This is a genomic window from Rhodococcus sp. MPR-R1B, from assembly GCF_058793255.1.
The window spans coordinates 200,068-216,637 of the sequence record NZ_JBXAFO010000008.1; the positions used below are offsets into that span (position 1 = coordinate 200,068).

Consider the following 16,570-nt stretch of genomic DNA (forward strand, 5'->3'; position numbering starts at 1 on the left):
GTGTCGAGTGATGTTTTCACCTCGAGATGCCCTTGCGGTTGCTCTTGACGTAGCGCGTGAGGGCATGGAGCTCGGGGAGATGCCGATCGGCGCAGTCGTGTTCGACGACGACCGTGTGCTCGGGCGGGCGTATACGCAAGAACGGGCACTCGGCCGACGGGTAGTCCATGCGGACCTTCAAGCGCTCTTGCAGGCCGACGAGGCTCTCGGATTCACTCGAGCGTCCGGTGAATTGACATTGGCGGTCAATCTCGAACCATGTCTCATGTGTATGGGTGCCGCGATCACGCTCGGCGTGACCCGGGTGTGGTTCGCTCTCGAATCCCCGAACGACGGTGCGGCGGAACTCGTGCAGCTGTGGGCGCCGCCTGTGGAACTTCCGTTTTTCCGTAAGCCGCGTGAAGTCCTCGGCGGCATCCGCCGTGACGAAGCGCGAAATCTGTTCGCTGAATACGCCACCGGCACTGGCCCCGCCGGGATGCGGGACTGGGCGCGCAGTCTCACCTGACGCCATGGCTTGTAAGGAGGGCCGTGAGGCTCACGCCCCGATAGCGCCCGCGATCATCGGCCACGACGCGCGCATGTCGGCTTCGAAGAGCCCCCAGGTGTGGGTGCCTTCGGGTCGGAAGCTGAACGTCGCGGGAATGCCGAGCTGACCGAATCGCCCCTGCAGGGCAGCGGTGCACATGTTGGTGATGCCTTCGAGGACCGCGCCGGGAACGACGCCGGCGGCCATCGCCAGCGAGTTGATTCCGTCCACCGGGCCGGGGAGGCCGTTGCCGGTCGAGATGAACAGCGCTGTGCCACGCAGTTTCTCGGCGTTGATCAACGGGTCGTGCGCCGCCCACTGCGGGCTACCCCACGGCCCCCACATGTTGGCCGCGTTGCCGCCGCCGAGTATCTCGACCATCGAGCGCACCGCTGCCTGGCCGAGCGGGTCGCCGGCGCGCGGACAGCCGCTGTACGAGCCGACTGCGCGGTAGGTGCCCGGCGACTGGATCGCGAGGTCCAGAACCGGTCCGCCTGCCATCGACACACCGCCGAGTGCGTTGACACCGGTCGTGTTGTACCGAGCGTTGACCGCCGCCGGTAGTTCCTTGGTGAGGTACGTCTGCCACTTGTTACGGCCCAGCACCGGATCGTCGGCGTTCCAGTCGGTGTACATGCTGAACTTGCCGCCGACCGGCATGACCACGTTGACGTGTTTGTCGTCGAAGAAGTCACGAACTCCGGTGTTGTTGAACCACGAGATCCCGTCCTCGCCGCCGCCGACACCGGTCAACAGATAGAAGGTCGGGGCCGGGCCTCCTCCGGCCGGCGAAATCACGTCGTTGGCGATCCAGCGGTCCATCGAGGGGGAGTAGACGTCGATGCGACTGACCACGGAATCCGCGCTCGCGGTCGGCGCGCTGAGGCCGAGAAAGCCGGCGGCCATGGCCACCGCCATCGTCAGCCGAACCGTGAAACGACGTGTCTTCATATTTCCCCCCAGGCGCAAGCCGGACAGCGTATTTGTGCCTTCCAACAGTGGCACAATGCGAAGAGGAGTGACGAATGTCCGGGTAACAGTCGTATAAGAAGATGGAGACAATTGCGTGGGATCGCAGTCGCACCACCCCGAATCCGACGTGATTCGGCTGGCCTTCGGGCTGGCCGCGATCACGGCTGGTGCGGCGCGCAGAACCGCTGGTCTCGCACTTGATTCCGTGCAGCGGATCCCTGTCGTCGGTGACGCACTCGACGGCGCGATCACCCAGGTCACCACTCGCGGCACGGAAGCGATGCACTCGACCGTGGAGTTCGCCGACTCGACCTTGCGGACGGTGATCAAAGCTGTCGTCGACGCTGCTCTGTCCGAAGTCGACATCACCAAGATCGTCGTCGACCACGTGGACATCGACAAGATCGCCGAGAACATCGACGTGGACAAGATTGCCGAACGGGTCTCGCTCGAACCGATCATCGACCGGGTCGACGTGGACGAGATCGCAAGCCGCCTCGACGTCAAAGCGGTGATCGATCGCCTCGATCTCGACGGGATAGTCGACACGGTCGACCTCGAACGCCAGGTCAACCGCATCGACCTCGTCAAGATCGCCGACCAGGTCATCGAGGGCGTCGACCTGCCCCAGATGATTCGTGAATCGACCGGTTCACTCTCCACGGAAGCCGTGCACGGAGCTCGAGTGCAGGGCATGCAGGCGGACGACGCTGTCGCCGGCTTCGTCGGGCGACTCTTCGGCCGCGACAACGCACCGTCATCAGATAAACCGTCATCAGATAAACCGTCGACAGAGACCGATCCGAAGACGAACGCAGGCGAACGCTAGTGGCCCAGGAGAGTTCCGGCCCAGCCGGCATCGTCACCCGTGGACTCGCCGGACTGATCGACCTGGGCGTCGTCCTGCTCCTGATGGGTTCCGTGTACGTGGGCTTCGCCTTCGTCCGACTGCTCTTCTCGCCACAGAGTTTCACTTTCTCGGAACCGGGAATCTTCCTGTCCACGACGGCATTTCTCGGTGTCTCGGTGGCGTATCTGACCGCCTGCTGGGCGACCACCGGTCGGACCGTCGGGTCCCTCGTGATGGGGCTGCGGGTGATCACGTCCGGGCATCGCCTCGTGCGCTGGCCGTTGGCCTTCATCCGTGCGGTGCTCTGCGTGCTCTTCGCCTTCGGATTGCTGTGGTCGGCGGTCGATCGACGACGACGTTCGTTGCAGGACATCGTTCTGCGCACCGAGGTCGTCTACGACTGGCGTCAGGACCCGGATCTGGTGGCACCGCACGGAGGTGAGCACGCATGAGTGAACCGAACCGCCCGGACGAGCGCTTCACCCTTGCCAGCGAGCGCACCTTCCTCGCCTGGATGCGTAGCTCACTCGCCCTGCTGGCCGGAGGCATCGCCGTCGTCCAATTGGTACCGGAATGGAGTACCGGGTGGGTTCGCACGACTCTCGGTCTGACCCTGATCGCACTCGCGGCGGCGGCCGCACTGGTAGGTATGCGACGCTGGCTACAGGTGAAGAAGGCGCTCGAGGACGGAGCGGCGATGCCGGAACCGCACGCCTTGTGGCTGTTTGCACTGGCACTGGCCGGGGTTGCCGTCGCAGCCGGCGTGGCAACGGTGGTCACCAGCCTCGCTCGCTGAGATACGCAGAGAAGTCCGAGCGGTGTCTGGATAGTCTGCAAAGAACGTGAAGCATGTCAGAGAAGTAAACGAAACAGACGACAAGGGAGTGCACGGTGGCGCAGGAACTCAAGCTCGGATACAAGGCATCGGCTGAGCAATTCGGCCCTCGCGAACTGGTAGAGCTGGCAGTTCTGGCAGAGCAGCACGGCATGGATTCCGTTGCGGTGAGCGATCATTTCCAGCCGTGGCGCCACAACGGTGGCCACGCACCGTTCTCGCTCGCCTGGATGACCGCCGTCGGTGAGCGCACCGAGCGCGTGCAGATCGGCACGTCCGTGATGACGCCGACGTTCCGCTACAACCCGGCAGTCATCGCTCAGGCGTTCGCGACGATGGGATGTCTCTACCCGGGACGCATCATGCTCGGCGTCGGCAGCGGTGAGGCTCTCAACGAGATCGCCACCGGCTTCCAGGGCGAGTGGCCCGAGTTCAAAGAACGCTTCGCGCGGCTGCGTGAGTCCGTGCGGTTGATGCGTGAGCTGTGGCTGGGCGATCGTGTCGACTTCGAAGGCGAGTACTTCACCACTCGTGGCGCGTCGATCTACGACGTTCCCGAGGGAGGCATTCCCGTGTACATCGCGGCCGGCGGACCCGTTGTCGCCCGATACGCGGGACGTGCCGGTGACGGCTTCATCTGCACCTCCGGAAAAGGCATGGAGCTCTACACCGAGAAGCTGCTTCCAGCCGTTGCCGAGGGCGCAGCCAAGGCCGAGCGCGACGTCGCCGACATCGACAAGATGATCGAGATCAAGATCAGCTACGACACCGATCCGGAGGCTGCGCTCGAGAACACCCGCTTCTGGGCTCCGCTGTCCCTGACGCCGGAGCAGAAGCACAGCATCGAGGATCCGATCGAAATGGAAGCCGCTGCCGACGCTCTGCCCATCGAGCAGGTGGCCAAGCGCTGGATCGTCGCTTCCGATCCGGACGACGCCGTCGAGCAGGTCAAGGCCTACGTCGATGCCGGTCTCAATCACCTGGTGTTCCACGCACCGGGCCATGATCAGCGCCGGTTCCTCGAACTGTTCGAGCGTGACCTCGCGCCTCGCTTGCGTGCTCTGGGCTGATCCTCGAGATCAACTGAACGGTGTCTGCCACTCGACGTGTGGCAGGCACCGTTCGTCTTTCTCGTAGCCGCCGGTTGTCGGCACGAGCGTGAGCGTGACCACGATCAGTGGCAAGGTGGGCGGCGGCCCACACTAGGCTGTTGGGCATGCCAGAAGCGCCCGCTGCCGTGTCGAGTGTCTACGTTGCCTCTCCTGAAGGTGACACCGGAAAATCCACCATCGCGCTTGGCGTGCTGCAGATGCTGTGCGCGACCGTCGCCCGGGTCGGTGTCTTCCGCCCGATCGCCCGCTCTACCGAGGAAACCGACTACATCCTCGAACTGCTGCTCGAGCACACCACCGCCGATCTCTCCTACGCCGACGCACTCGGCGTCACCTACGAGCAGGTTCACGCCGATCCTGAAGCCGCGCTGGCCGACATCGTCGCGAAGTACCACACCGTGGCCGAGCAGTGCGACGCCGTCGTCATCATCGGAAGTGACTACACCGACGTAGCAAGCCCGAGCGAGCTGAGCTTCAACGCCCGCATCGCCGTGAACCTCGGCGCGCCGGTTCTGCTGGCGGTACGCGGCGCTCGGCGCAGTGTCGAGGAGGTCGCCCAGCTCGCGCATCTGTGTGCCGCCGAGTTGGCCGCCAACCACGCTCATCTGCTCGCCGTCGTCGCCAATCGTTGCGATCCCGACAAGCTCGACGAGGTCACCGCAGCGCTGTCCGACATCGGTGTTCCGACGTGGAGCCTGCCGGAGATTCCGTTGCTCGTCTCACCCACGATGGCCGAGTTGATGGAAGCCACCGGCGGCGAGTTGTACTCGGGTGACCCGGAACTGCTGCACCGCGAAGCGCTCAAGGTGATGGTGGGCGGCATGACCGCCGAGCACATCCTCGAGCGTCTGGTCGAGGGAATGGTCGTCATCGCACCGGGCGATCGCTCGGACGTACTGCTCGCGTTGCTCAATGCACATGAGGCGGAAGGATTTCCGTCGCTCGCGGGCATCATCATGAACGGCGGAATCACGCCGCACCCAGCCATCGCAGCGTTGATGGCCGGCCTCAAACAGCGTCTTCCGATCCTGACGACAACCCTCGGTACCTTCGACACCGCAAGCGCTGCAGCCCAAACCCGCGGACGCGTGGCAGTCGGTTCGCAGCGCAAGGTCGACACCGCGTTGAGCTTGATGGAACAGCGCGTCGACGCCGACGTCCTGATGGACCGACTGGCACTGCCGATTCCGTCGGTCGTGACCCCACAGATGTTCGAGTACAAGCTCATCGACCGCGCTCGACGCGACCGCAAGCACATCGTCCTGCCTGAGGGTGACGACGACCGGATCCTGCGCGCGGCCGGCCGGCTGCTGCAGCGCCAGGTTGCCGACCTGACGATCCTCGGTGACGAACCCAGTGTGCGTCGACGCGCAGCGGAACTCGGCGTCGACATCAGCGGCGCGCAGGTACTCGCACCCGCGCAGTCCGAGTACACCGAGCGCTTCGCACAGGAATACACCGCGCTGCGTGCTCACAAGGGCATGACCATCGAGCGGGCCCGCGAGGTGATCGCCGACATCTCGTACTTCGGAACGATGATGGTGCACTTGGGAATTGCCGACGGCATGGTCTCCGGTGCCGCCCACACCACCGCTCACACGATCCGGCCCTCGTTCGAGATCATCAAGACCGCCCCCGGTGTCTCGACGGTCTCGAGCATCTTCCTGATGTGCCTGGCCGACCGCGTTCTCTCCTACGGTGACTGCGCCGTGGTTCCGGACCCGACGTCGGAGCAGTTGGCGGACATCGCGATCTCGTCCGCACAGACGGCGTCGCAGTTCGGGATCGATCCGCGCATCGCGATGCTCTCGTACTCCACCGGGGATTCGGGCAGCGGAGCCGACGTCGACAAGGTTCGCACCGCGACCGCTTTGGTGCGCGAGCGTCGACCGGATCTGTTGGTGGAAGGGCCCATTCAGTACGACGCCGCCGTCGAGCAGAGTGTCGCCGACAAGAAGATGCCGGATTCGCTGGTGGCGGGCAAAGCAACGGTGTTCGTGTTCCCGGACCTGAACACCGGCAACAACACGTACAAGGCAGTGCAGCGTAGCGCCGGTGCTATCGCCGTCGGGCCGGTTCTGCAGGGACTGAACAAGCCGGTCAACGACCTCTCGCGTGGAGCGTTGGTCCAGGACATCGTCAACACCGTGGCTATCACGGCAATACAGGCACAGGGAGCGCAAGCGTGAGCGACGGCACCGTACTGGTCATCAATTCCGGCTCGTCATCCATCAAATTTCAACTCGTGCATCCGGATACGGCGGAATCGGTGGCACACGGTCTCATCGAGCGCATCGGTGAGCCCGACGGCCACATCGTCTACAACCACCGCACCGGAGTCGAAGACCGGAGCCTTCCGATCGCCGATCACCGCGCAGGTCTGAAGATGGTGCTCGACATCGTCGCCGAGGTCGGGCGGCCGCTGAGTGAGGCCGGAATCATCGCAGTCGGTCACCGAGTCGTGCACGGTGGTGACATCTTCTATTCGCCGACTCTCATCGACGACGGCGTCGTGAAAGCCATCGCGGATTTGTCGAACCTTGCGCCGCTGCACAATCCGGCCAACGTGATCGGTATCGAGGTGGCGCGCGAGGAACTGCCCGACGTTCCGCACGTCGCAGTGTTCGACACTGCCTTCTTTCACACACTGCCCGCGGCGGCGTCCACCTATGCGATCGATCGGGATGTGGCCAAGGCCAACCAGATTCGCCGGTACGGCTTCCACGGGACCTCACACGAATACGTGTCTGGACGGGTCGCGGAGTTCCTCGGCAAGGATCCCGCCGAGCTGAATCAGATAGTCCTGCACCTCGGAAACGGCGCTTCGGCCTCGGCAATCAAGGGCGGCAAGGCCATCGACACCACGATGGGCCTCACCCCGCTCGAGGGTCTTGTCATGGGCACCCGCAGCGGCGACATCGACCCAGGCATCATCTTGCACCTCAATCGCAACTCGGGAATGAAGGTCGACGAGATCGACGACCTCCTCAACCGGCGCTCCGGTTTGAAGGGACTGTCGGGAGTCAACGATTTCCGTGCCCTGCTCGCACTGATCGAGGGCGGCGACCAAGACGCACAACTTGCGTACGACGTTTACGTACACATGCTCCGTAAGTACATCGGCGCCTTCATCGTTCAACTCGGTGGCGTCGACGTCATCACCTTCACCGGCGGTGTTGGCGAGAACAACATCGACGTACGACGCGACAGCCTGGCCGGGCTTTCCCGTCTCGGTATCGAGGTCGATCCGGCTCTCAACGAGGCGAAGAGTCGCGACGAGCGTCGTATCTCCGCATCCTCGTCGGCCGTCGAGGTGCTGGTGGTCCCCACCAACGAGGAGTTGGCGATCGCCCGCGCGGCGAAGGCTTTGGTGGCCGCACTGTAGGTTTCTGCAGCACTGTAAACCTCGGGGCGTCCGTCAGAAATTGCTGCGCGGACGCACCGCATTCGCCCGGTCCACGAGGGCGTAGCGGTGCGTGCGGGAGGTCGTGGCGCGAGCGAGGGCGCGAAGGCAGGCTTCGGCTCCGGTGCGCAGACCTTGCTCGGTGAAGGGCAGGTCGAGGATGGGTTCGAGTTCGGTGTGCGAGCGATTGCCGTAGCGAATCCAATCGAGTGCCGTGCCCAACACCAGGGTTCGCATCTGCAGGCTTCGGCTCTCTTCAGCAGGTAGCGCCCGAACACGACGGGCGGCTTCCCGCAGAGTCGATTCGTCGAGTTCGGCGATCGGAACGCCGGACAGCATCGTCAGAGCGCTGGACATCCGTGCGACGTTGTAGTGCCGGGAAGACGTGGGTACTTCGTCGAGGGCGGCGATGGCTGCCTTCTTGTTGCCGTGATCGGCGAGTTGTCGGGCGAGCCCGAATGCTGCGCTCACGTAGTTTCGTTCGGTCCGCCAGACGGTGCGGTAGTACTTCTCGGAGAAGCGGCACCATTGGTCCGGGTCGTCGCTCTCCCAGTGCTGGAGAATCAGTTCTGCCGTCGCTGCCAACGCCAGCTTGGGGGCAGCCTCGCGGGCAGTGCGGTGAGAACTGCCTCGAAGTGACTGAAAGCGGGCTCGAATCGGTCCAGTTGTAACGCCGCAAGTCCTCGATACCACTCGATCTTCCAGTGGTCCCCGATGTTCTGCTGGAGTTCGCCCAGAACTGTCAGTGCGGTTTCCGGATCACCGAGATCGAGATGAGCCTTGGCCTCGGCCAGTCGAACTTCGCCCGAGACGGCGGCCGCGGGTGTGCCCGACGTTCGGTCGATTCCGTTCTCGCGGGCATGCTTGAGAGCATCGAGAGTCTGAGACGGTTCGCTGTGCACCGCCGCTGCCAGCAACGGCGCGCTGGGATCGGTGGGGTCGACCAACGGAATGGGAAGTGCGTGCGCAACTTCGCGCGGATCGAGAGCGGCGTCGTGGCTGACACCGTCCACGTACACATCGGTTTGCCCGACCAATTCATCGGTGCCGAAAGACGTTCGCTGCCTGCTGAACACGAGCGAGAGTCCGGGATTCTCCTGCCCGGTCTGCTCGGCGAGGATTTCTCGCAGAACGCCGGTGAGTTGTCCCGCGATTTCCTCGGCGGACTGGAATCGCTTCTTCGGATCCGGGTCGGTGGCGCGTAGCAGTAGACGGTGAAAGAACTCGTGGTCGCGCAATAGTGGCTCGTCCTCCGGTTCGGGAAGGCCGTCGAGGTACCGTCCGTGCTTCGAGGGCATGTCGAGGGTGAGAACCGCGAGTGTTCTTCCGACGGTGAAGATGTCGGAGGCGATGGTCGGACCGGTCTCGATGATCTCGGGTGCTTGATAGCCGGCGGTACCGTACAGGTACCCGTAGTCTTCGATTCCGGACACGGCGCCGAGATCGATCAGCTTCAACTGATCCTCGGTGACCATCACGTTCTCGGGTTTGAGGTCGTTGTAGGCCAGGCCGGTAGAATGCAGATAGCTCAGCGCCGGAAGGATTTCCAGTACGTAGCCGATTGCCTGCTCGATCGGCATGTGCTTGCCGTCCGGGAATTCGGCCAGCACCTCGCGCAATGATCGCCCACCCACGTACTCCATGACGATGTACCCCATGGGTGTGCCGTCCGGGCGCGGATGCTCGACGAAGTTGAAGATCTTGACGATGCTGGGGTTGGCGACCTCGGCGAGGAACTGACGCTCGGCCACCGCAACGGCTTGCGCTTCGGAATCACCGAAATGCAAGAGCCCCTTGAGAACTACCCACCTGTCGCTGACATTGCGATCGATCGCGAGGTAGATCCATCCCAGGCCGCCGTGCGCGATGGGCCCTTGAACCTCGTACTGACCGGACACCAATTCGCCCTCTTCGAGGAGTGGACGGAAGTCGAAAGTGGAACCGCACTTGGGGCAGGTGCCGTGCTGAGTTGCCTTGGTGCTTGCGCTCTTACGACCGACTGGTTCGTTGCATTTCCAACAGAACCGTTTCCGCTCGGGGACGGTCGGGTCACTCATCACCGCAGATGCGGGGTCGATCTGCGGGACGGGGGGAACCTCGACCAGGCCGCCGCCGAGACGTAGCTTTCGCCCCGACCGGCTGCGGCGGGATCGAGTGGAGCGGCCGGTCGGGGAGGAGGATGCGGAGGGCGTGGTACCCCGTATCTGCGCTGAAGTCGGCTCGAGACGCTCGTAGGCGCCGGTGGCTTCGGGCTCGGGCCGCTCGTAGGCGCCGGTGGCTTCGGGTTCGGGACGCATGGAAGCCTGCGTGGCGTCGGGCTCGGGGCCGGTTTCTTCGGTCATGTCAGCCTCAATCCCGGTAGACGGCCGGCGGGGGACCGGGCGAAGGACCGAGGACGCTGAGCCAGCGGTCGTAGATACGGTTCCAGGTCCCGTCGCTCCGGATCCGATCCAGTGTTCCGTTGACGAATCGGACCAAGTCGGGGTTGTCCTTGTTCACTCCGATTCCGTACGGTTCGACGCCCAGTGAGCCACCGACCATCATCAGATACGGGTCTTGCGAGGCGAGGCCCGCGAGGATCGTGTCGTCGGTGCTGATCGCGTCCACCTGCCCCTGCTGGAGGACGACGAGGCAGTCGGACCACATCGGGACGGTGACGACGGTGGCTTCGGGTTGGAGTTGCTGGATTCGAGTCGCCGAGGTCGTTCCCCGGGCAGCGCAGACCCGCTTGCCTGCGAGGTCGTCGATGCCGCGGACGGATGACCCCTGCAAGACCTGAATTCGTTGTTCAGCGGAGAAGTACTGCGTCGAGAAGTCGACCTTCTCGCGCCGCTCGCACGTGATGGTCATGGTCTTGACGACCACGTCGACCATCGATTCCTGGAGTGCGGCGATCCGATCGTCCGACGTCAGGATTCGGTACTCGATCTTCTCCGGGTCACCGAGCAGATCTCGGGCGATTTCGCGGGCGATGTCCACGTCGAAACCCTCGAGGCGCCCGGTGGCCGGATCGCGAAAGCTCATGAGGTTGGAACCGGTGTCCAGGCCCACGATCAGCCGCCCGCGGGCGCGGATGGCGTCGAGGCTCGGCGTGGGTGGCTGCGGAGATGCGTCTGCGGGGGTGGGCCGCAGGCTCGCGGTGAGGTTGGTGCACGACGCGGTAGTCGTCGGTGTCGGGCTGGGAGCGATGGTGGCCTCGGCCGGCAGCGGCGGTTCCGTGTACGACGTGGCGCCTGCGTTGTCCAAGTCTTCGGCTCGATCCGCACCGCAACCGGCGAGCATCAGCATGGCCGCTGCCAGAACCGCGACACATACGGCCGGGCTCTTCCTCCGCATCACCGGTACTCCCGTCACTGATACTCCCGCAGTCGAGGCCAGAATCCGATGAAGATTCCGGCAACTCCGAGAACTGCCAATACAGACATGCCCGGTGCAGAGGCAGCCAACACCCGGGAGGCGTACGAGACGTCGGACCGAAGATTCGTGCGCGAATCCACGATTCCCTGCCAGAGTTCGTGATCGAGCTTTCCGTACTCCGCGGCCGAATCCTGTTCTCCGGCGCCGATGGTGATGGCTGCGGCGGACGTGAAGTCGCCGTTTCCGAGACGGTCGTACATGCGCGTGTGCGCAGCCACCCACTGCTGGCGCGAGTCGAGTGCGGCGGTCAGCACTTCGCTGTTCACTCGGGCGCGTTCGTCGCTTTGCAGGCCCTCGAGGATGTCCCGCAGAGCATCGACCTTGCGGGTGAACGTCACGTTGTCCTCGGCGGTCGAATCCCGCCTCGCCAGCGTGAGGGTTTCCACGGTGCGTGCTTGCTGCGCCATGATTCGTGCCTCGGTCAGTTCGTGCAGTGGCTCGGCCCCGGCGTCGAGCGCGCGCCCGGTGGCCAGTGCGGAGACCAGTCCGACCGTGAGCAGCCACAGCAGAGCTGCAGCGACCGCGAGCGAGGCAAGGATCAACCCGAGATTGAAGCGTCGGCGACTCTTGCGGGAGAAGTACATCTGTGTCGCCACCAGCGCGCACAGCACGAAGACGAACGCCACGATCGGCCACCACGGTGGAGTCTCGAAATCGCGCTGTACTTGGGAGACCAGCGTCTCCTGCGAGGCGTGCAGTTGCTGGGCCATCGGCAGCAGCGAGGTCTGCATCAACTGCGAGGCCTCGCTCAAATATGCTGCCCCGACCGGGTTTCCGACGCGATTGTTCGCCCGTGCAGTTTCGACCAGCCCGGTGTAGACGGAGAGGTCGGTCGAGATTGTGGTCAACGCGCTGTGACCGGCAAGATCGGTCGAGTCGAGACCGGCCGACGCCTGGACGATCTCCGCAGAGGCCTCACCGATCGACTGCGTGTATCGGTCGCGGACTTCGGCGGGTTCGAGGCCGCCGGAGATGAAGGCGGTGGCCGCGGCGGCGTCTGCCAAGGACAACGCACTGTAGAGATTCTGGGCCGAGTTGGCGAGAGGCTCGGTTTCGACGAGGAGGAGGTCGAGGTTCGCCTGGCGGTTCTCGATCGCTGCGGTGGCGAGGAGTCCGGCGATCAAAGTGATCGCGATCAGGATCAGTCCGACGACGGTCAACCGGCCAGGCGTCGAGGACATGAAGGCCTGCAGTTCGCGCCGCAGAAGTGCCTGCTCGTCCTCCGCCGACACTGATGTGGCCTCGGAGGGCGGCAGCGACCGGGGTTCGATGGACGGGACGACACGGTCGACCATCGAGCACCTCACTTCGCTGTAGGCGGGCTACCGAGAAATGATGCCGCCGAGAAATGATTCAGGGCATCTTCGCGAGCATATAAGCATCACCTACACCTGGAGCAGATTGAAACGGTTAGTGTGGGACAACGGCGAGAGCAGGCGGAGCGAGGTAGTCGATGCGTGGTGACGGTGACGGTTGGTCCATCGGATCGGACGGTACTCGGCATTGGGGTAAACACGGAGCCGCAGGACTGCTTCTGCGTGCCCCCGATTCGGACGGATCACCCATGGTCTTGCTGCAGCATCGTGCGGCGTGGAGCCATCAGGGCGGAACGTGGGCACTGCCCGGCGGAGCGCGGGACTCACACGAGAGCACGACGCACGCTGCCGTCCGGGAAGCACACGAAGAAGCAGGTATCGCCGAGGACGCCGTCCGTGTCCGCGGGGAAGTAGTGACGATGCGCGCCGAGAGCGGGTGGACTTACACCACCGTCGTGGCTGACGCGGCGCATCCACTGTCGACGGTTGCCAATGGTGAGAGCACCGAGTTGCGGTGGGTACGCGAAGCCGACGTCGACTCACTGCCGCTGCATCCGGGCTTCGGTTCCTCATGGCCCGACCTCCGGACCGAGCCTGTTGTGGCCGTGGACGGCGATCCGCACACCGTCGTGCTCGAGGACGGCGGATTCGGATGGTTGTCGGGTAGTTCCCACCAAGGCAGTGAGCAGTCAGGCAGTGACCAGAACCTGTCCGAGGCGTCGAGTACGCAGTCGTAGCACTCGAGTCTTCACAGTTCATACACAGCAGAAGGGCCGGACTCCGCGGGAGTCCGGCCCTTCGGTGTTTCGGTCGTCGACCGAAACGAGGCTCAGCTGAGCGAGTTCAGCGCCGTGATGAAGCTGACCGCGGTGATACCGAGCTTGAGCAGCTCGCTGATCTTGCCGAGGTTCAGGTCTTCGAGCGATTCGGTGCTGAGCGAGCCGGTGTCGAGGGATCCCATTTAGTGCTCCTAGGTTCAGTTAGTAACTGGAGGTAAACTACAACAAACCGAATGGGATGTGACACGCAATCGAAGCAACTGTGAGCAAGATCACTTAATCCGACTTTTCGGACATCCAATCGCACCTAGGAACTGGGAGTTTGTTGTCTGATCGGACAACTTCCGTTCACAATTCGAGTCAGGCGTGCTGACCCGTAACTGTGCGGAAATCGCCCGGCAAACACTTGACGAACGCCAGTTACCGGCTTTCAGCGCCCAGCGACGGCTGCGGCGAGGCGTTGCGCGGCCGCCTGGGGATCCGATGCTTGCGTGATTGCACGCACGACGACGATGCGCGTGGCGCCGGCATCGAGCAGCTCTGGCAGACGTTCCTCGTCGATGCCGCCGATCGCGAACCAGGGCCGCGGCGGTGCGGCGTCGGCGGTCGATCGAACCAGTTCCAAACCGGACGCACTTCGATTCGGTTTGGTCGGTGTCGCCCAGACCGGCCCGGTACAGAAGTAGTCGACGCCCTCTTCGATGGCGGCCAGACTCGCCTGCGCGCGACTGCTCGTCGAACGGCCGATGACTACGTCTTCACCGACAACGGTTCGCGCGTAGGGGACGGGAATGTCGTTCTGGCCGAGGTGGAGGATGTCGGCGCCGGAAGCCATCGCGAGATCCGCGCGATCGTTGACGGCCAACAATGCGCCGTGGCGTCGCGCTGCGGTCGCGAGAATGCCCAGCGCCACCAGTTCGTCCTTGGCCTCGAGCGGGCCGAACTCGCGCTCACCGGCAGAGCCTTTGTCACGCAATTGGATGATGTCGACTCCGCCGGACAATGCTGCCTCGGCGAACTGCGCGAGGTCGCCTTTCTCGCGGCGCGCGTCGGTGCACAGGTACAGCCGTGCTGCTGCCAGGCGCTCGCGCCGGTCGATGTCGTTACTGGGATGTGTGGGGTGCACGGAGCAAACGGTAGCCTCTAGGGAGCAAGGTTCGACACGGGAGTCCTGAAACGTCGTCGTCACTTTTTGTCGTGACTGCGAGGTTCGTAGGGCTGAGAGGGGATCGCGACCAGATCCCGACCGTCAGACCTGACCCGGATCATGCCGGCGCAGGAAGTGGAGGTGGAGTTTCGTGAGTACACACGCTCGTACGGTGTCGGTTGTCGGCGGCGGTGTCATCGGTCTCGCTATCGCGTGGCGAGCAGCCCGCGACGGGTGGGCCGTTCGGTTGTACGACCCGTCCATTGGATCAGGTGCTTCGTGGGTGGCGGGCGGAATGCTTGCCCCGCTTTCCGAAGGCTGGCCGGGTGAAGAAACCGCGTTGACAATCGGTGCAGCGTCCCTGGAACGGTGGCCGACGTTCGGTGAGGAACTCGGAAAATTCGGGCAATCGGTCTTCACCGCGGACAGCTCGCTGACGGTTGCACTCGACGCTGCCGACGCGCAGGACCTGCAGACCATCGCCGAGTGGGTGAGCTCGCAGGGGCACGAACTCGAAGTTCTCGGTCGCGCGCGCATCCGTGAACTCGAACCGATGCTGGGCCGGGGCATCCGGTCGGGGTTGATGGCTGTTGGTGAGTCCGCCGTCGACAACAGACTTCTGCTGGCGGCGTTGCAGAAGGCCTGTGCGGAATCCGGCGTCGAATTGATCGCGCGGGCCGTCGACGACCTCGCCGAACTCGATACCGATCAGATAGTGCTCACCGCCGGTATCGCGTCACCCAAGCTGTGGCCCGGGCTACCGGTACGCCCGGTCAAGGGCGAAATCCTTCGCTTGCGCAGTAGGCCTGGAGTCACCCCGGCGCCCAGCCGCACCATCCGCGGAAGCGTCCACGGGCGGCCCGCCTACCTCGTCCCGCGCGGTGACGGAATCGTCGTCGGCGCAACACAATACGAGTCCGGCGAGGATACACAGGTCACGATGGCCGGCGTACGGGACCTGATCAACGATGCCGAGGCCCTGATGCCGGCGATCGGCGAATACGAACTGTACGAGTGCGCGGCAGGTCTGCGTCCGATGACGCCGGACAACCTGCCGTTGATCGGGCGCGTGTCCGATCGTGTTGTCGTCTCCACCGGGCACGGCCGCAACGGGGTCCTGCTGACGCCCGTCACCGCCGATGCGACGGTCGCGTTGCTGAACGGCACATCTTTGGTCGAGGTAAAAGGAACCGAACCCGAGCGGTTCGCAGTAGCTAAGGAAAATTCATGAGTGAGCAGGTCCCGATCGGGATCACCGTCAACGGCGAAGATCTCGAGTTCGATCGAGCAGTCACGGTGACCGAACTTCTGACGCACCTCGAGTTGCCGAGCAAAGGCATCGCCGTCGCCGTCGACGGTGCGCTCTTTCCTCGCGGGCGTTGGGACGAATCCGTCGGACGTGGTTGGGAAATCGAGATCCTCACGGCGGTGCAGGGTGGCTGAGCAGGACCTTCTCACTATCGCGGGCCGCAGTTTCGGTTCCCGGCTCATCACGGGGACAGGCGGCGCCGCCAACCTTGCGGTGCTCGAGGAAGCGCTTGTCGCCTCCGGTACCGAACTGACCACCGTCGCGATGCGGCGAGTCGACGCGGCAGGCGGCACCGGCGTTCTGGACCTGCTTCGTCGCCTCGGAATCGAACCGTTGCCGAACACCGCCGGGTGTCGGGGCGCCGCCGAAGCGGTCCTGACGGCGCAGTTGGCACGCGAAGCGCTCGAGACGAACTGGGTCAAACTCGAAGTCATCGCCGACGAGCGGACTCTGCTGCCCGACGCAATCGAACTCGTCTCCGCCGCAGAACAATTGGTGGACGACGGATTCACCGTCCTGCCGTACACGACGGACGATCCGGTGCTGGCGCTTCGCCTCGAAGAGGTCGGCTGCGCGGCAGTCATGCCGCTCGGTTCACCCATCGGGACAGGGCTGGGTATCGCGAATCCGCACAATATCGAGATGATCGTCGAGCGCGCCGGCGTGCCCGTCATCCTCGACGCCGGAATCGGAACGGCCAGCGACGCCACCCTTGCCATGGAGTTGGGCTGCGACGCCGTCCTACTTGCGACAGCGGTGACGCGGGCCAAGAATCCCGCGTTGATGGCGTCGGCGATGCGGCACGCAGTGGTAGCAGGTTTCGAAGCGCGTCACGCCGGCCGGATTCCCAAGCGGTTCTGGGCCCAAGCATCGTCCTGACGGACCATTTCCGGGTGTTTTC

General features: G+C 64.1%; 16 protein-coding genes, 1 pseudogene and 1 riboswitch. Of the genes and pseudogenes, 11 read left to right on the forward strand and 6 right to left on the reverse strand.

Annotated features, from left to right (window positions below; all coding sequences use genetic code 11):
• Positions 1 to 10: 10 nt before the first annotated feature.
• Positions 11 to 508: a nucleoside deaminase gene (locus AC1Q61_RS14075; protein ID WP_073513513.1), complete on the forward strand. Its 498-nt coding sequence runs from the start codon at positions 11 to 13 to the stop codon at positions 506 to 508.
• 30 nt (positions 509 to 538) lie between these two features.
• On the opposite strand, the gene AC1Q61_RS14080 is transcribed toward AC1Q61_RS14075, so the two are convergent.
• On the reverse strand, positions 539 to 1,480 hold the full coding sequence (locus AC1Q61_RS14080) for an alpha/beta hydrolase (RefSeq protein ID WP_003944347.1): 942 nt from the start codon (positions 1,478 to 1,480) through the stop codon (positions 539 to 541).
• A gap of 115 nt (positions 1,481 to 1,595) precedes the next feature.
• Between AC1Q61_RS14080 and AC1Q61_RS14085 the strand changes: the two genes are divergently transcribed.
• The 6 genes from AC1Q61_RS14085 to AC1Q61_RS14110 all read left to right on the forward strand — a co-directional run bounded on the left by AC1Q61_RS14085 (position 1,596) and on the right by AC1Q61_RS14110 (position 7,683).
• Positions 1,596 to 2,330: a hypothetical protein gene (locus AC1Q61_RS14085; RefSeq protein ID WP_042925894.1), complete on the forward strand. Its 735-nt coding sequence runs from the start codon at positions 1,596 to 1,598 to the stop codon at positions 2,328 to 2,330.
• Positions 2,330 to 2,803 (forward strand): RDD family protein, encoded by a 474-nt coding sequence (locus AC1Q61_RS14090; protein WP_003944375.1) that lies wholly within the window; start codon positions 2,330 to 2,332, stop codon positions 2,801 to 2,803. The genes AC1Q61_RS14085 and AC1Q61_RS14090 overlap by 1 nt, the downstream gene beginning before the upstream one ends.
• Complete coding sequence (locus tag AC1Q61_RS14095; protein ID WP_003944317.1) at positions 2,800 to 3,147, forward strand: YidH family protein; 348 nt, start codon at positions 2,800 to 2,802, stop codon at positions 3,145 to 3,147. The genes AC1Q61_RS14090 and AC1Q61_RS14095 overlap by 4 nt, the downstream gene beginning before the upstream one ends.
• Positions 3,148 to 3,242: 95 nt before the next feature.
• Positions 3,243 to 4,256, forward strand: a complete 1,014-nt coding sequence (gene fgd, locus AC1Q61_RS14100; protein ID WP_003944371.1) for a glucose-6-phosphate dehydrogenase (coenzyme-F420) — start codon at positions 3,243 to 3,245, stop codon at positions 4,254 to 4,256.
• A 146-nt stretch (positions 4,257 to 4,402) separates the two neighbouring features.
• Positions 4,403 to 6,487 (forward strand): phosphate acetyltransferase, encoded by a 2,085-nt coding sequence (gene pta / locus AC1Q61_RS14105; RefSeq protein WP_042452123.1) that lies wholly within the window; start codon positions 4,403 to 4,405, stop codon positions 6,485 to 6,487.
• Positions 6,484 to 7,683, forward strand: coding sequence for an acetate kinase (locus tag AC1Q61_RS14110; RefSeq protein ID WP_007726849.1), 1,200 nt, complete (start codon positions 6,484 to 6,486; stop codon positions 7,681 to 7,683). Before pta ends, AC1Q61_RS14110 begins: the two co-directional genes overlap by 4 nt.
• A gap of 33 nt (positions 7,684 to 7,716) precedes the next feature.
• Here the strand turns inward: AC1Q61_RS14110 and AC1Q61_RS14115 are convergent.
• The 3 genes and pseudogenes from AC1Q61_RS14115 to AC1Q61_RS14125 all read right to left on the reverse strand — a co-directional run bounded on the left by AC1Q61_RS14115 (position 7,717) and on the right by AC1Q61_RS14125 (position 12,413).
• Positions 7,717 to 10,043: pseudogene (locus AC1Q61_RS14115) on the reverse strand (serine/threonine-protein kinase).
• A gap of 7 nt (positions 10,044 to 10,050) precedes the next feature.
• Positions 10,051 to 11,037 (reverse strand): glutamate ABC transporter substrate-binding protein, encoded by a 987-nt coding sequence (locus AC1Q61_RS14120; protein ID WP_042925914.1) that lies wholly within the window; start codon positions 11,035 to 11,037, stop codon positions 10,051 to 10,053.
• A 14-nt stretch (positions 11,038 to 11,051) separates the two neighbouring features.
• Complete coding sequence (locus AC1Q61_RS14125) at positions 11,052 to 12,413, reverse strand: GlnX family signal transduction membrane protein (protein ID WP_042452116.1); 1,362 nt, start codon at positions 12,411 to 12,413, stop codon at positions 11,052 to 11,054.
• 158 nt (positions 12,414 to 12,571) lie between these two features.
• On the opposite strand from AC1Q61_RS14125, the gene AC1Q61_RS14130 reads away from it, so the two are divergent.
• Positions 12,572 to 13,171 (forward strand): NUDIX hydrolase, encoded by a 600-nt coding sequence (locus AC1Q61_RS14130; RefSeq protein WP_042925897.1) that lies wholly within the window; start codon positions 12,572 to 12,574, stop codon positions 13,169 to 13,171.
• A 92-nt stretch (positions 13,172 to 13,263) separates the two neighbouring features.
• Here AC1Q61_RS14130 and AC1Q61_RS14135 read toward each other — a convergent pair whose 3' ends face one another.
• Together AC1Q61_RS14135 and thiE are read right to left on the reverse strand one after the other, a co-directional pair.
• Positions 13,264 to 13,395, reverse strand: coding sequence for a hypothetical protein (locus tag AC1Q61_RS14135; protein ID WP_003944354.1), 132 nt, complete (start codon positions 13,393 to 13,395; stop codon positions 13,264 to 13,266).
• A gap of 248 nt (positions 13,396 to 13,643) precedes the next feature.
• The gene (gene thiE, locus AC1Q61_RS14140) at positions 13,644 to 14,339 is read right to left on the reverse strand and encodes a thiamine phosphate synthase (protein WP_003944422.1); all 696 of its coding nucleotides are present in this window, start codon (positions 14,337 to 14,339) and stop codon (positions 13,644 to 13,646) included.
• A 26-nt stretch (positions 14,340 to 14,365) separates the two neighbouring features.
• Positions 14,366 to 14,512: riboswitch (TPP riboswitch) on the forward strand.
• Here thiE and thiO point away from each other — a divergent pair.
• The 3 genes from thiO (at position 14,512) to AC1Q61_RS14155 (ending at position 16,548) form a co-directional block, all read left to right on the forward strand.
• Positions 14,512 to 15,591, forward strand: coding sequence for a glycine oxidase ThiO (gene thiO, locus AC1Q61_RS14145; protein ID WP_003944311.1), 1,080 nt, complete (start codon positions 14,512 to 14,514; stop codon positions 15,589 to 15,591). It overlaps the preceding riboswitch by 1 nt.
• The gene (thiS, locus tag AC1Q61_RS14150; RefSeq protein WP_003944402.1) at positions 15,588 to 15,803 is read left to right on the forward strand and encodes a sulfur carrier protein ThiS; all 216 of its coding nucleotides are present in this window, start codon (positions 15,588 to 15,590) and stop codon (positions 15,801 to 15,803) included. The genes thiO and thiS overlap by 4 nt, the downstream gene beginning before the upstream one ends.
• Positions 15,796 to 16,548, forward strand: coding sequence for a thiazole synthase (locus AC1Q61_RS14155; RefSeq protein WP_007726857.1), 753 nt, complete (start codon positions 15,796 to 15,798; stop codon positions 16,546 to 16,548). Before thiS ends, AC1Q61_RS14155 begins: the two co-directional genes overlap by 8 nt.
• The last annotated feature ends 22 nt before the right edge of the window (positions 16,549 to 16,570 follow it).